The organism is Stenotrophomonas indicatrix (assembly GCF_050573115.1).
In the GTDB taxonomy this organism is placed as follows: domain Bacteria; phylum Pseudomonadota; class Gammaproteobacteria; order Xanthomonadales; family Xanthomonadaceae; genus Stenotrophomonas; species Stenotrophomonas lactitubi_A.
On the sequence record NZ_JBNYZT010000002.1, the window covers coordinates 243,213 to 256,616 of the forward strand.

Below are 13,404 nucleotides of genomic sequence, written 5' to 3' on the forward strand. Positions count from 1 at the left end.
CAGGGCCCCTCAAAGGCCTTCCAGGTGCCCGCCAGTAGATCCACCCCATGGGTGGATGCCCTTACTTCAACCGCGGTCGTCGCGGGTCCACACCGCGTCGTGCTCGCGCTTCACCGGAAACTTCGGCACCGCCGTATAGGCCGGCGCGCACAGGGCGCGGCCGTCACGCACGTCGAAGCGCGCGCCATGCAGCACGCATTCGACGCTGCCCTCAGCGGTATTGAACTCGCCCGAGGACAGTTCGAATTCCTCATGCGTGCACTGATCTTCCAGCGCATACAGGTCGCCGTCGAGGTTGAACACCACGATCGGCGTGCCGGTGACTTCGTCGAACACGCTCCTCATTTCGCCGGGCAGCAGTTCGGCGCCGGCGCAGACAAAGGTCCAGGCCTCGCTCACGCGGTGGCTCCGGCCAGCGGCTTTTCCAGGATCTCGAAGCGCAGGTCGTCGCGCTTGGGGATGCCGAAGCGTTCGTCGCCATACGGGAACGGTTTCTTGATGCCGGTGCGCTGGTAGCCGCGGCGCTCGTAGAAGGCGATCAGTTCGTCGCGCACGTCGATCACCGTCATCTGCATCACCGGCACGTTCCATTCGCGCGCGGCGTGGGCTTCGGCAGCGTCCATCAGCTGCTTGCCGACGCCGCCGCCCTGCTGGCTGGGATCGACCGAGAACATGCCGAAGTAGCCCTTGCCGTCAGCATCGGCGACGTGGGCACAGGCCACCAGCTGGCCGTCGCGTTCGGCCAGCAGGATGGTCGAGCGCGGGCGGTCCAGGTCGCCCTGGATGCCTTCGGCGTCGATGCGGGCGCCGTCCAGCAGGTCGGCTTCGGTGGTCCAGCCAACGCGGCTGGCGTCGCCACGGTAGGCCGAGGTGACCAGGGTGATCAGGGCGGGGATGTCGGCCGACGTGGCGGCGCGGAAGGTCAGGGTGCTCATGGGGGCATTTTAGGTGGGGCGCGGGCGAGCGCAAATGGCCGGGGTCAGAGCCCTGCACGTGGGAAAGGGACCCGTCGGCAGGGGCTATCCTTGCCGTTCATCGAATTCCCCACGGGGTCAGTGCATGCATGTGTCGAAGGGAGCTGCGCTGGCATTGACCGCACTGGCCGTGCTGCTTCTGGCCCGAATGCCAAGAGGTGGCGAATTTGGCAGTGTTGCGCCCACGAGTATGGGGTGCCCGGGTTTCGACCCGGTCCGCGCACTATCGGTAGCGCAGGAGGAGCTGCGCGCGCATCCGACGCGCTACCAGGGGCGGTCGGTGCGCGTGCGAGGTGGCTTTGTGGACGGATTTGAAATGTCTGCGCTGCATCCTGGTCCGCCGGTACAGGATCCCTGGGCGGCTGCGAGCATCTGGGTGGACGGTATTGCGCCGACGATGCTGCCATCGGAACAGGCCGTTGAGCTGACCGGGATTGTGTCGGCGGCGGTGCCCGGCGCTCCGTTCGGCAAGGGGCATCTCGGTTAGTGGCCCGCGGCGCTTTGCGTATCATCCATAGGCTATAGAAGGCAACACCGAGGCATGCGCGGACGGTAGTGCATGTTCCATGCTGCAGTACGACGTAGATTCGCAGGGAGGTGAGAGTCAATGATAGGCGTGAAGTGTGGCGGGGATCGCGTGGCCATCGCATGTCGAATGCTACGGCGGTCAGTGCTGCCAGTAGCAGTTCTCACGATTTCGGCGTGCGGATGGCTGACGGACACCGTCGTGGTCGTGAAGAATGTGGGCTCCCACCGCATTGATACGGTGCGGGTGGACGCAGGCGGTCGAATCGATGAAATCGGATCGATCAATGCAGATGCACAGGTATCGGTGACGCTTGCGATCGAGCAGGATTCGTCAGTATCTGTTCGCTATCTGGAGGCGGGACGCGAGGTTGCTTGCCACGGCGATGTGTACCTGACGCGAAATCTGCAGGCAGGCATCGAAGTGGAGATCGGAAAAGGTGTCTGCAAGGTCACAGACGTCACCCGCTAGCGAACAAGCCCGGGTCAGATTCCTTTCGCGATGGAACGGAATCTGACCCCGATCCTGAAGTTCTGCGCCGCGACACTTCTATTCCAAATGCCATCGCGGCTGGTGAGCTCACTCGGACAGTTACCTTGCCGGCCTTGACTGTTACCGCATCGCCGCCGGCCGCCGGCCGCAGGCCTGGCGGGAAGCGCTGCTCCGGTAGTTGGGCACCAGTCGTAGCTGGCTCGGCAGTGATACGATCGAATACGGCAAGGGAGAGTCTGTATAGCGCTTGCATTGCGCTCACCGTGTGCACTTCTGGAAAGCCGCCAACCCTCCAGAGAATTCAGCAGAGTGAGAGGTTGCAGCAGGCTAAAGAAGGAGCGATTCGTGAGAGTAAAGTGAGAATGAAAGAGAGCAAGAATCCGTGAGACGGGCTAGCGAGCAATTCAAGTCCGCAATGGGCCTGCTATCCGAGGGGAGCGCACGTCAAGCTCTTCTGTTGGCTGAAGCCATGATTTCTTCAGAAGATGAGTCCGAGCGCTTGGATGGATATCTATGCCGAGGGATGGTCTATGAGGATGGAGGGGCGGGGGTGGATATGGATTTGGCTGCCTCCCTTGACAGCTATCGGCGCGTCTCGCTCATCGCCCCTTGTTCGATTGCTTTTTCAAATCTGGCAAGGGTATCCATGAAGTTGGGCGATTTTTCGAGAGCGCTTCGTTACCTGGAAAGCGCCGCGGAATTTGAGGTGGCTCCCGAGCTGATTCTTGGATTTGCAAAATTTTACGAGGAGTGTTCGCCCGCGGATGGCTTGGCGGCCAAGCGTCTATACATCAAGGCGGCACTCAAAGGTCGATTCGCTGGATTCTTTGGCTATTCGCGGGTCGCACGAAAAATGGGGCAACACGGCAGGGCGCTCGCTGTGGATTGTATCCGCGTGATGCTGGGGCCGCTCATGGCGCTGCTCCTCGGGAAGAAGGCTCAGTATCAGTTCTGAGTACTGCTGGAATCCTGTCTGGAATCCTGATGCAACGCCGATCGGGTTCTGGGCTGGCTTGATACGGGGTTCCGACTGCGGCATGGGATGCCTGGACCTCTACGGCGTCAGAGTGGCTGGGGCCACACCTCTGTGCGCGATTGGGGTACTTGACGTGCTCGAACAGGGGGGCGTGAGGACGTTGAAAAAGCTCTGCAGGCGTCGCGGTTCTGTTAGCTGAGCAATGGGAGCTTCATGCACGATTGTCAAAGGGGATCTGATCGGTGATGGCGAGGGTGTTGTTGGCCTCGGGCCCTATCTCGAAGGCCTCCCGCGCCGTTGAATGCGAGTGCCGCTGTGAAGGTGCTGCGTCAGTGACGTGGCTGTTTCTGAAAGGGTGGAGGATTCCGAGATAATGTTTAATAAAATGCTCTGCACGGCTTTCATCGTGTTGATCCTTCTAACCGGTTGTGGGCATCAGGAGGAAGGGCAGGTGGCCCGCACAACTGCGTGTGGAGTCAGTGATCGTCCGGTTTGTCGAGTGAGCTTCAGAGCGCTCGCAACGAATCCCGACCGGTACGACGGCAAATCCGTTCGGGTGGAGGGGTATCTCGGGGTGAGTCGGGGACTCTTTGTATTGAGCTCAAGCGAAGAGTCGTTCGAGGCTGGAGTGACGGACGAGACTGAGGTTCGAATCCGAGGGCCAGTAGATCTACAGCGCCGCGTGTTTGATCAGCATGCGTATTCGTGGGTGTCCGTAGCCGGGACGTTCAAGCTGAGGAAAAAGGATGCGTCGACTGACGATCTGCTTCTCGGCGAAATCCATGCTCCGCTTGATGTCCGATCTCTGCGGATCCCCGGGCCAGTGCCACGTGCCGCTTTCGGGGAAGTGGCGCTGGATCTGGAAGACTTGAAGTGACTGCAGGGTTGTGAAATGGCCCTTGGATGAATACTGTCCATGAGCCTGCAGCAATGCGCAGCGCTTGTACTTTTTCATGCTTGAAGGGCATGCGTTGATCGGGTGGACACGCAACCGCCGCCCGGGGGCTCATGTGGTCGCATGGACTGCGGCTTGCGAGATCAGGATCCTCCCCGGCCTACTGCCGCGGCAGACGTCACCGGATTGATCGCGGAGGTCGTGTCGCTGCACAGTGCCAGATCGGGCAGCTGACGTTTGCGGTCTTGGTGCTGCAGCTCGGCATAGTAAGCCGACAAAAAAGAACGCCACGATCTCCCGTGGCGTTCGTATCTTTCCAGCGGCTACTGAAGCCTCACCCCAGCAACTTCCGCACCTTCGTCAACGCCGTCATGAACCGCTCGATCTCTTCGTGCGTGTTGTAGAACGCCAACGACGCACGGCAGGTCGCCGCCACGCCGTAGTACTGCAGCAGCGGATGCGCACAGTGCTGGCCGGAACGCACGGCCACGCCTTCCAGATCCAGCAGGGTGGCCAGATCGTGCGCGTGTGCGCCGTCGATCAGGAACGACACCACTGCGGCCTTTTCCGGTGCCTCGCCGATGATGCGCAGGCCGTCGACCCCGCGCAGCTCTTCGGTGAAGTGGGCCAGCAGCTCGGCTTCGCGCGCTTCCACGTGGTCCAGGCCGACGTTCTGCAGATAGTCGGCGGCCACGCCCAGGCCGATGAAGCCGGCGATGTTGGGGGTGCCGGCTTCGAACTTGTGCGGGGCATCGTTGAACACGGTGCCGTCGAAGCTGACTTCCTTGATCATCTCGCCGCCACCCAGGAACGGCGGCATCGCGTCCAGGTGTTCGCGGCGCGCCCACAGCGCGCCGGTACCGGTCGGGCCGCACATCTTGTGGCCGGTGATGGCGTAGAAGTCACAGCCGATGGCGGTGACATCGACCTTGCGGTGCGGTGCGGCCTGCGAGCCGTCGACCACGGTGACGATGCCGCGCTTGCGGGCTTCGCGACAGATCTCGCGCACCGGGTTGATGGTGCCAAGCACGTTGGAGACATGGGCCACGGCCAGCAGCTTGACCTCGGGGGTCATCGCCGCGCGCAGCGCATCCAGGTCCAGCGCGCCGTCGGGAGTGATCTCGGCCACGCGGATGGTGGCGCCGGTGCGCTGGGCGACCAGCTGCCACGGCACGATGTTGGCGTGGTGCTCCATGCGCGAAACCAGGATCACGTCGCCGGCCTTCAGCCGCGGCAGGGCCCAGGAGTAGGCAACGAGATTGATCGCAAACGTGGTGCCACTGCACAGCACCAGATCGTTGCTGCGCACGTTGAGGAAACGGGCCAGCTTGTTGCGCGCGCCCTCGTAGGCGTCGGTGGCCTCGGTACCCAGCGCGTGCACCGCACGGCTGACGTTGGCGTTGTAGCGGCGGTAGAACTCGTCCACCGCGCCGATCACCTGCACCGGCTTCTGGCCGGTGTTGGCGTTGTCGAAATAGACCAGCGGCTTGCCGTGCACTTCGCGCATCAGCAGCGGGAAGTCCAGGCGCACGCGCGCCCAGTCGGGGGCATCGGCAGGCGCTTCGATCGGTCGCGGGGTGGACAGGTTCATGCCACGCCCGCCTCAGCCAGTGCCTTGTCCAAGCGACGTGCCAGCTGCTCGCGCAGCGCTTCGGGCAGCACCTTCAGCGGCTCGTGGCAGAACGCGGCGCTCAGCAGCGCCTGCGCCTGGGCCTGCGGCAGGCCGCGCGAACGCAGGTAGAACAACGCGTTGGCGTCGAGCTGGCCGACGGTGGCGCCGTGTGCGGCCTTCACTTCGTCGGCGTCGATCACCAGCGTCGGCTGGGTATCGATCTCGGCGTCGGCAGACAGCAGCAGGTTCTTGTTGGACAGGTTGGCGTCGGTGCCATCGGCGCCGGCACGGATCTGGATGCCGCCATGGAACACCACGCGGCTGCGGTTGGCGGCCACGCCACGCCACTGCAGCTCGGCGCTGGTGTCGCGGGCGATGTGGTCGATGCCCAGGCGCGTATCGACGTGGCGACGGCCGGTGCCGAGCAGCACGCCATTGGCGGTCAGCTGGGCGTTGTCGCCTTCCAGACGCACGTTCAGTTCATGGCGGCTGAGCGCGGCACCCAGCTCCAGGTCCACGCGGTGGTACTGCGCGTCCTTGGCCAGTACCGCGTCGGTGCGCAGGAAGCTGGTCTGGCGCGCGCTGCCCGCCTGCACGCGGGCGTGCTTGAGCACCGCATCGCGGGCGACATGGGCGTGCAGCACGGTGTTGTCCAGGTGCGCCGAATCACCGACGCTGAAGCGGTGCTCGACCACGCCGAGGCTGGCGCCGGCACGCAGTTCGATCAGGTGGCGATGGTGCCAGGCCAGATCGGTGTCGCCGGCGACGCTGGCGAACACCAGCTGCAGCGGCACCTCGACCTGCATGCCGTCGTCCACGCGCAGCACCACGCCTTCATCGGCGAGGGCGGCGTTGAGGCGGGCGAACACGTCGTCACTGCGCTCGTAACGGCGGCCGAGGAAGCGCACGGCGTCCTCGCCAGCGGCCAGCGCAGAAGACAGCGTTTCCAGCTGCACGCCGGCCGGCAGGCCCTGCACGTCGCTAAGCGCGTCGTTGAGGCGGCCATTGACGAACACCAGGCGCGGCGCCGGGATGTCCTCCAGCACGGCGGCATCCAGCAGCGCCGGGGCCAACGGTGCGGCGGCGAAGCTGCGGCGCTCCAGCTGGCGCAGCGAGGTGTACTTCCAGCTTTCGCTGCGTGCGCCGGGCAGACCGTCGCGCAGCACGCTGTCGAGCACTTCGCGGCGCGCATCGCTGCCGCAGAAGGCCTGGGCCATGGAGTCGAGCAGGGCGCTCATCAGACCGCCGCCTCGGGCACGACCCGGTCCTTCAGGAAGTCGTAACCGTGCGCTTCCAGTTCCAGCGCCAGTTCCGGGCCACCGCTCTTGACGATGCGGCCATCGGCCAGCACGTGCACCACGTCCGGCTTGATGTAGTCCAGCAGGCGCTGGTAGTGGGTGATGACCAGGAACGAGCGGTCGGCGCTGCGCAGTGCGTTGACGCCGTCGGCCACGCTCTTCAGCGCATCGATGTCCAGGCCCGAATCGGTTTCGTCCAGGATCGCCAGCTTCGGCTCCAGCACGGCCAGCTGGAAGATCTCGTTGCGCTTCTTCTCGCCACCGGAGAAGCCTTCGTTGACGCCACGGTGCAGCAGTTCGTCCTTCAGGTGCAGCACGGCCAGCTTCTGCCGCACCAGCTTGAGGAACTGCATGGAATCCAGTTCTTCCTCGCCGCGCGCCTTGCGCTGGGCGTTGAGCGCGGCGCGCAGGAAGTAGGTGTTGTTCACACCCGGGATTTCCACCGGGTACTGGAATGCCAGGAACAGACCGGCAGCGGCGCGCGCTTCCGGGTCCTGGTCGAGCAGGTCGACGCCTTCGAACTGCACGCTGCCTTCAGTCACGTCGTAGCCGTCACGGCCGGCCAGGACATTGCCCAGGGTGGACTTGCCGGCGCCGTTGGGGCCCATGATGGCGTGCACCTGGCCGGGCTGAACGTCCAGCGACAGGCCCTTGAGGATTTCCTTGTCGCCGATGCGGGCGTGGAGGTTGTCGATCTTCAGCATGATACGAATCCAGTAGAGCCACGCCATGCGTGGCTGAATAATCAGAACGAAGGCAGCAGGCGGGTCAACCCACCGACCCTTCCAGCGAGACTTCCAGCAGCTTCTTGGCTTCCACCGCGAACTCCATCGGCAGTTCGCGGAACACCTGCTTGCAGAAGCCGTCGACGATCATCGACACCGCGTCTTCCTGGCTGATGCCACGGGCGCGGCAGTAGAACAGCTGGTCGTCGGAGATCTTCGAGGTGGTGGCCTCGTGCTCGACGGTGGCGCCCGGGTTCTTCACCTCGATGTAGGGGAAGGTGTGGGCGCCGCACTGCTTGCCGATCAGCAGCGAATCGCACTGGGTGTAGTTGCGCGCGCCGTCGGCATTGCGGTCGATCGTCACCAGGCCGCGGTAGGTGTTCTGGCCGCGGCCGGCGCTGATGCCCTTGCTGATGATCTTGCTCTTGGTGCGCTTGCCGACGTGGATCATCTTGGTGCCGGTGTCGGCCTGCTGGCGATGATGGGTCAGCGCCACCGAGTGGAACTCACCGACCGAGTCGTCGCCCAGCAGCACGCAGGACGGGTACTTCCAGGTGATCGCCGAGCCGGTTTCGACCTGTGTCCAGGTGACCTTGCTGCGCGCGCCACGGCATTCGGCACGCTTGGTGACGAAGTTGTAGATGCCGCCGACGCCGTTCTCGTCGCCCGGGTACCAGTTCTGCACGGTGGAGTACTTGATCTCTGCATCGTCCAGCGTCACCAGCTCGACCACCGCCGCATGCAGCTGGTTCTCATCGCGCATCGGCGCGGTGCAGCCTTCCAGGTAGGACACGTACGCCTTCTCTTCGCAGATGATCAGCGTGCGCTCGAACTGGCCGGTGTGGCCTGCGTTGATGCGGAAATAGGTGCTCAGTTCCATCGGGCAGCGCACACCCTTCGGGATGAACACGAAGCTGCCATCGGAGAACACCGCCGAATTGAGCGCAGCGAAATAGTTGTCGCCGACCGGTACCACGGTGCCCAGGTACTGGCGCACCAGTTCCGGGTGTTCCTTGATGGCTTCGGACATCGAGCAGAAGATCACGCCCTTCTCGGCCAGTTCCTTTCGGAAGGTAGTGCCCACCGAGACCGAGTCGAACACCGCATCCACGGCCACGCCGGCCAGCTTGGCGCGTTCGTGCAGCGGCACGCCCAGCTTGTCGTAGGTGTCCAGCAGTTCCTTCGGCACGTCATCCAGCGAGGCGTACTTCGGGCCCTTCGGCGCGGAGTAGTAGCTGAGCGCCTGCAGGTCGATCGGGGCGATCTGCAGCTTGGCCCAGTTCGGCATCGGCATGGTCAGGAAGTGGCGGTAGGCGTCCAGGCGCCACTGCGTCATCCATTCCGGCTCTTCCTTCTTCGCCGACAGGGCACGGATGGTGTCCTCGTCCAGGCCCGGCGGCAGGGAGTCCGATTCGATGTCCGTGATGAAGCCGGCTGCATACTTGCGGCCGAGCTGCTCGTGGATCTCGCGGTTGGGGGTGTCGTCGCTGGCGACGGTTTCGATGGTTTCGGTGGCCATGGGGGGCTGCCTACGGATCAGGAGACGACGTCGACAGCGATGGTGCGGCGCTGTTCTTCGTCGACAAGGGGAAGAGGGGGCAGGATCTGCGCCAGGCTGACATCGCGCAGGGCCTCGGAGACCACGTCGTTGATCAGCCGCCAGCTGCTGCGCGCGCCGCACTTGGGCGCCATGCCGCACTGGTGGTGATCGTGGCTGCACTCGGTCAGGGCCAACGGCCCTTCCATGGCTTCGACCACTTCAAACAGCGAGATCTCGATCGATGGGCGGGTCAGCCGGTAGCCGCCGCGGACGCCGCGCAGGCCTTCAACCAGGCCGGCCTGGGCCAGTGGCTTGAGCACCTTGCTGACGGTGGGCGGCTCCAGACCGGTGAATTCGGCCAGCTCGGTGGCACTGAGCACCTCGCCCGGACGGGCGGCGAGTACGGTCAGTACGACGGTGGCGTAATCGGTGAGCTTGGTGACGCGCAACATGGGATGCGAGTGGTTCTTAAAGCGGACTGAAATTGTACGCTTTTATTCGCCGGCATCCAACCCGGCCATTCAGCGGGCGCTTGGGGCCCGCTGCAGGTCGGCGGCCGAGGGCGGCCGACGGGGCGACATGCTGGGGCATGGGGGTGATTTTCGCAATCACCCGGAATGGGCGAGAATCAACGTTCCTTTCGCTGCAAACGTCTCTTGCCGATGCCCAAGAAGATCCAAGCCCGCAAGTCCGCCATCCACGGCAACGGTGTGTTTTCCGTGGCCCCGATCAAGCAGGGCGAGCGCGTGATCCAGTACAAGGGCCTGCTGCGCAGCCACGGCGATGTCGATGCCGATGACAGTGGCGATGTGGAAAGTGGCCATACCTTCCTGTTCACCCTCAACGACGACTGGGTGATCGATGCCAACTACAAGGGCAACGACGCGCGCTGGATCAACCACAGCTGCGACCCGAACTGCGAGGCGGTGATCGAGGAAAACGAGGACGGTGACAGTCGTGGCGACAAGGTCTTCATCGAGGCGCTGCGCGATATCAAGGCTGGCGAAGAGCTGACCTACAACTACGGCATCACTTTGGCCGAACGGCACACCGCCAAGCTGAAGAAGATCTGGGAGTGCCGTTGCGGTTCGCCCAAGTGCACCGGCACGATGCTGCAGCCTAAGCGCTGATCCGGGTCTGGTAGTGCCGGCCGCTGGCCGGCACGTGCGTGAAAGGATTGCCGGCCAGCGGCCGGCACTACCTTATTTGCCGAGCACGACCTTACTTGCCGAGCACGCCGGCCGGCACCAGGTTGCCCAGGTTCTGGTTGAAGGTCACCACCAGCTTGCCGTTCTTCACCTGCGCCGACTGCACCTGCAGGGCACCAAGCAGGCCGGCCACGGCCGGGTCCAGCTTGTAGATCGGTTCGCGCTGGGCGTAGTCGCTCAGCCATGCGTTCAGCAGGCCGCGGGTACGCGAGTCCAGACGGCCACCCTGGTTGGCCGGGGTGAAGTCATCTACGGTCGGCTGCTGCAGGTGGAAGCCCTGGGTCTGCGCGTCATAGCGCAGGCCGCTGCTGAGCTTCACGGTGCCCAGCTTGGCCGGGTTGCCGCCCGCGGTGGCCAGCGCCACGTCCATGCCGAGGTTCAATCGCTCGCCTGCCGGCAGGCTCAGCTGCGGGTGGCTCATGGTCAGCGCGATCAGGCCACCCAGTGCGTCCTGGGTGCGCGGGAAGCTGCCATCCAGATACTGCTGCACGTCGCTGGCGCCAACCGCCAGTTCACGGCCGGAGATCGAAGGGGCGGCCTGCGCACCGATCGCGGCAGCGATCAGCACGGTCGAGGCGGCAAGGCGGGTCATCAGGGAACGCAGGCGCATGGCGGTGACCGGAAGAAGGATCAGAGAGGTCTACAGAGTAGCTTTGCCCGCTGAATCGCGGGTACACACGGCTGCAACGGTTCAGTCCAGCGTTGGCTGCAGGCTGGCCGACTGGATCTGCCAGGCGTGGCCGTCGGCGCTGGGTTGTACGCGGTACCAGCCGTGGTAGCGGAAGGTGCCTTCGGCGGTCACCGCGCGGATCTTCACCGGCACTTCCAGCAGGCGCGGCGGTTGGCCATCGTCGCGTGGCAGCGCCACATCACTGTCCAAGCGCAGATTGCGCACGTCGGGCAACAGGCGCAGCACGGCGTCGTCAGCGTGACGCGGGTCGGCCGGGGCATAGGCCCAGGCCGCATCGCTGCGCGCCTTGTTCTGGTTGAGCAGGTCGAGCATGTAGCGGTTGAGCATTCCCGCGGGCGATTCGCTGCCGATGGCAACGGCGCCATACAGCGGGTCGATGGGGATCGCCTCGACCGTGTCGGCCTCCGATGCCGCCTTCGTCGTAGGCACGGCAGGGGCGGTTGCAGCGGCGGCTGAGTCCGACGTGCTGGAATCGGTTGGAGCGGACGGGTTGGAACACCCCACCGCAAGCAACGGGATCAACAAGGAAAGAAAACCACGCATGTCTGCCTCCTCCCCGAGGCGACCTGGGAGGCGGCAGTGTAGCGGGCGGGGCCGGCTCAGCGCGAAGAGGGAAGCTGCTCCAGCGCATCCAATGCCGGCAGAACCTGGGCGGCGATGGCTGCCAGTGCATGGCCGTCGGTGTCCGCATGGCGCTGCACGATGTCACGCAGCAACTGGGTGGCCACCACCAGCGTGGCACGTTCGTCGCCGCTCAGGCCTGCCGTGCGCGGGGCTGATTCCAGCAGGCGCATCAGGTCGCGGCTGGCGCGGTGTTCCAGTTCGATGGTGCAGCGCCCGGTGCACTGGTGCCCGTCCTTTTCGATCGGGGTCACCGAGATCCGGTAGCGGGTCGAGGGGCTGGCCATGAGGGGTGCTCGCGCTGGTGGGGAGGAATATGTCCACCATAGGCAAGGCATTGACCGGCGGCGATGGCCGGGGCTGCACGCAGTGTTCCACCGGGTTCGTTCCTGCACTGGAAAAACAGGGGCGAGGCCATGGGCGGCGGGCCTGTGCAGGTGATTGCGTGGGCGCGGGAAACGCTGTGTTGCGGGGTCGCAGGGGAGGGCATCCACGCGTGGCGTGGATCTGCTGGAGAGCGGGGCAAAAAAAACGGGACGGCCAAGGCCGTCCCGTCAGGTATCCGCTGCAGGGCGCGCGCTTAGAGCGCAGCGTCCTTGAGCTTCTTCAGCGGGCGAACCTTGAGCTTGGTGGTGGCCGGCTTGGCGGCGAACCACTGCTCTTCCTTGGTGAACGGGTTGATGCCCTTGCGCTTCGGCTTGGCTGCCACATTGACGGTGCTGATCTTCAGCAGGCCCGGCAGGGTGAACGAGCCTGCGCCCTTCTTGTGCACCGAAGCAGCGACAGCGCCTTCCAGCGAGGCCAGCACAGCGCGGACGTCCTTGGCGACAACGCCGGAGACTTCAGCGATGTGTGCAACCAGGCCCGACTTGGTCAGCACTTCCTTGATCGGCTTCGGAGCGGCCGGCTTGGCGGCAGCAGCCTTCGTCGCGACTTTTTTCACTGCCTTCTTCGGGGCAGCCTTCTTAGCGGTCTTTGCCATGGTTTCCTGTTCCGTGAACGGTTGGTTGTTTGGTCGGCGCCGAACCCCGTCGGCAAGCGCAATGTAGGGCAACTCTTGGGCGCCGCCAATAGCCTGGAGCGCTGAAAGTGCATGTTTTTTCATATCCAGGCCGATTCAGTACATGGCCGGTCGTGCGGGAAACGGGTGTCGTGGTGCACTGCACCGCAGTGTTCGTGTTTGCGGTCGGGTTGGCGAAATGACTGAAAACAAGGGAAAAAGCGCCGGGTTGGTGGCGAAGAAGTGTCCACTCACTGGCTCGGGACAGGCGCGGCGCATGCGGCGGAGCGACGCAGGGCTAACGCGGCGCGTGCCAGGGTATTGGTTCATCGCAGCCACAACGGAGCAGGACATGGGAATCTCGCGACACGCTACCGCGCATTGGGAAGGCGACCTGAAGTCGGGCAAGGGCCAGTTGAGCACGCCACAGAGCGGCCTGCTGGACAAAACCCGATACGGCTTCAACAGCCGTTTCGGTGATGAAAAGGGCACCAATCCCGAGGAACTGATCGCCGCCGCGCACGCCGGATGTTTCACCATGGCACTGTCGGCCAAACTCGGCGAAGCCGGCTTCACCCCGACCTCGCTGGATACCGAAGCCAAGGTCGATCTGTCGATGGAAGGCGGCCCGCAGCTGTCGCAGATCCGGCTGAAAGTGAAGGCGGTGGTGCCGGGAATCGATGCGACGCAGTTCCGCGCGATCGCCGATGACGCCAAGCAGAACTGCCCGGTTTCGAAGGCACTGAGCGCAGTGCCGATCAGCCTGGAAGCCGAGCTGGGCTGAGAGGGTAGTGCCGGCCGCTGGCCGGCAACCCCATGAAACATAGCGTGAGGTGGCAGCCGGCC

At 64.4% G+C, this 13,404-nt stretch carries 17 protein-coding genes; 5 read left to right on the plus strand and 12 right to left on the minus strand.

The genetic code is table 11. The features are described from left to right. Nucleotides 1-66 precede the first annotated feature (66 nt). Nucleotides 67-399, minus strand: a complete 333-nt coding sequence (locus ACQ5SA_RS07090) for a non-heme iron oxygenase ferredoxin subunit (protein WP_499313666.1) — start codon at nucleotides 397-399, stop codon at nucleotides 67-69. Beyond that, nucleotides 396-935 carry a GNAT family N-acetyltransferase gene (locus ACQ5SA_RS07095; RefSeq protein ID WP_353099638.1) on the minus strand — a complete coding sequence of 180 codons (540 nt, stop codon included), beginning with the start codon at nucleotides 933-935 and terminating at the stop codon, nucleotides 396-398. Before ACQ5SA_RS07095 ends, ACQ5SA_RS07090 begins: the two co-directional genes overlap by 4 nt. Nucleotides 936-1,059: 124 nt before the next feature. Between ACQ5SA_RS07095 and ACQ5SA_RS07100 the strand changes: the two genes are divergently transcribed. From ACQ5SA_RS07100 to ACQ5SA_RS07110, 3 genes are all read left to right on the plus strand, one after another. Next, the gene (locus tag ACQ5SA_RS07100) at nucleotides 1,060-1,461 is read left to right on the plus strand and encodes a hypothetical protein (RefSeq protein WP_499313669.1); all 402 of its coding nucleotides are present in this window, start codon (nucleotides 1,060-1,062) and stop codon (nucleotides 1,459-1,461) included. 240 nt (nucleotides 1,462-1,701) lie between these two features. Then, on the plus strand, nucleotides 1,702-1,971 hold the full coding sequence (locus tag ACQ5SA_RS07105; protein ID WP_353099641.1) for a hypothetical protein: 270 nt from the start codon (nucleotides 1,702-1,704) through the stop codon (nucleotides 1,969-1,971). A 436-nt stretch (nucleotides 1,972-2,407) separates the two neighbouring features. After that, on the plus strand, nucleotides 2,408-2,947 hold the full coding sequence (locus ACQ5SA_RS07110; protein ID WP_499313671.1) for a hypothetical protein: 540 nt from the start codon (nucleotides 2,408-2,410) through the stop codon (nucleotides 2,945-2,947). A gap of 691 nt (nucleotides 2,948-3,638) precedes the next feature. Here ACQ5SA_RS07110 and ACQ5SA_RS07115 read toward each other — a convergent pair. The 6 genes from ACQ5SA_RS07115 to ACQ5SA_RS07140 all read right to left on the minus strand — a co-directional run bounded on the left by ACQ5SA_RS07115 (nucleotide 3,639) and on the right by ACQ5SA_RS07140 (nucleotide 9,490). Beyond that, nucleotides 3,639-3,923 carry a hypothetical protein gene (locus ACQ5SA_RS07115; RefSeq protein WP_353099645.1) on the minus strand — a complete coding sequence of 95 codons (285 nt, stop codon included), beginning with the start codon at nucleotides 3,921-3,923 and terminating at the stop codon, nucleotides 3,639-3,641. Between the two features lie 274 nt (nucleotides 3,924-4,197). Further along, nucleotides 4,198-5,454 carry a cysteine desulfurase gene (locus tag ACQ5SA_RS07120; protein WP_499313673.1) on the minus strand — a complete coding sequence of 419 codons (1,257 nt, stop codon included), beginning with the start codon at nucleotides 5,452-5,454 and terminating at the stop codon, nucleotides 4,198-4,200. Then, on the minus strand, nucleotides 5,451-6,713 hold the full coding sequence (sufD, locus tag ACQ5SA_RS07125) for a Fe-S cluster assembly protein SufD (RefSeq protein WP_499313675.1): 1,263 nt from the start codon (nucleotides 6,711-6,713) through the stop codon (nucleotides 5,451-5,453). Before sufD ends, ACQ5SA_RS07120 begins: the two co-directional genes overlap by 4 nt. Beyond that, nucleotides 6,713-7,477, minus strand: a complete 765-nt coding sequence (gene sufC / locus ACQ5SA_RS07130) for a Fe-S cluster assembly ATPase SufC (RefSeq protein WP_499313677.1) — start codon at nucleotides 7,475-7,477, stop codon at nucleotides 6,713-6,715. Before sufC ends, sufD begins: the two co-directional genes overlap by 1 nt. A 64-nt stretch (nucleotides 7,478-7,541) precedes the next feature. Further along, nucleotides 7,542-9,017: a Fe-S cluster assembly protein SufB gene (gene sufB, locus ACQ5SA_RS07135; protein WP_499313679.1), complete on the minus strand. Its 1,476-nt coding sequence runs from the start codon at nucleotides 9,015-9,017 to the stop codon at nucleotides 7,542-7,544. 17 nt (nucleotides 9,018-9,034) lie between these two features. Then, on the minus strand, nucleotides 9,035-9,490 hold the full coding sequence (locus ACQ5SA_RS07140) for an SUF system Fe-S cluster assembly regulator (protein ID WP_025873978.1): 456 nt from the start codon (nucleotides 9,488-9,490) through the stop codon (nucleotides 9,035-9,037). A 210-nt stretch (nucleotides 9,491-9,700) separates the two neighbouring features. On the opposite strand from ACQ5SA_RS07140, the gene ACQ5SA_RS07145 reads away from it, so the two are divergent. Next, nucleotides 9,701-10,168 carry an SET domain-containing protein gene (locus ACQ5SA_RS07145; protein ID WP_089239376.1) on the plus strand — a complete coding sequence of 156 codons (468 nt, stop codon included), beginning with the start codon at nucleotides 9,701-9,703 and terminating at the stop codon, nucleotides 10,166-10,168. A 91-nt stretch (nucleotides 10,169-10,259) separates the two neighbouring features. Here ACQ5SA_RS07145 and ACQ5SA_RS07150 read toward each other — a convergent pair whose 3' ends face one another. The 4 genes from ACQ5SA_RS07150 to ACQ5SA_RS07165 all read right to left on the minus strand — a co-directional run bounded on the left by ACQ5SA_RS07150 (nucleotide 10,260) and on the right by ACQ5SA_RS07165 (nucleotide 12,540). Next, nucleotides 10,260-10,856, minus strand: a complete 597-nt coding sequence (locus ACQ5SA_RS07150; RefSeq protein WP_089239378.1) for a YceB family lipoprotein — start codon at nucleotides 10,854-10,856, stop codon at nucleotides 10,260-10,262. Nucleotides 10,857-10,937: 81 nt separating this feature from the next. Continuing rightward, nucleotides 10,938-11,366: a hypothetical protein gene (locus tag ACQ5SA_RS07155; RefSeq protein WP_343245325.1), complete on the minus strand. Its 429-nt coding sequence runs from the start codon at nucleotides 11,364-11,366 to the stop codon at nucleotides 10,938-10,940. 170 nt (nucleotides 11,367-11,536) lie between these two features. Next, complete coding sequence (locus ACQ5SA_RS07160; protein ID WP_099819298.1) at nucleotides 11,537-11,845, minus strand: DUF3861 family protein; 309 nt, start codon at nucleotides 11,843-11,845, stop codon at nucleotides 11,537-11,539. 293 nt (nucleotides 11,846-12,138) lie between these two features. Continuing rightward, the gene (locus ACQ5SA_RS07165) at nucleotides 12,139-12,540 is read right to left on the minus strand and encodes an HU family DNA-binding protein (protein ID WP_089239384.1); all 402 of its coding nucleotides are present in this window, start codon (nucleotides 12,538-12,540) and stop codon (nucleotides 12,139-12,141) included. Between the two features lie 370 nt (nucleotides 12,541-12,910). On the opposite strand from ACQ5SA_RS07165, the gene ACQ5SA_RS07170 reads away from it, so the two are divergent. After that, entirely contained in the window at nucleotides 12,911-13,342 is a 432-nt protein-coding gene (locus tag ACQ5SA_RS07170; protein WP_019659396.1) for an OsmC family protein, read from the plus strand. Nucleotides 13,343-13,404: the final 62 nt, after the last annotated feature.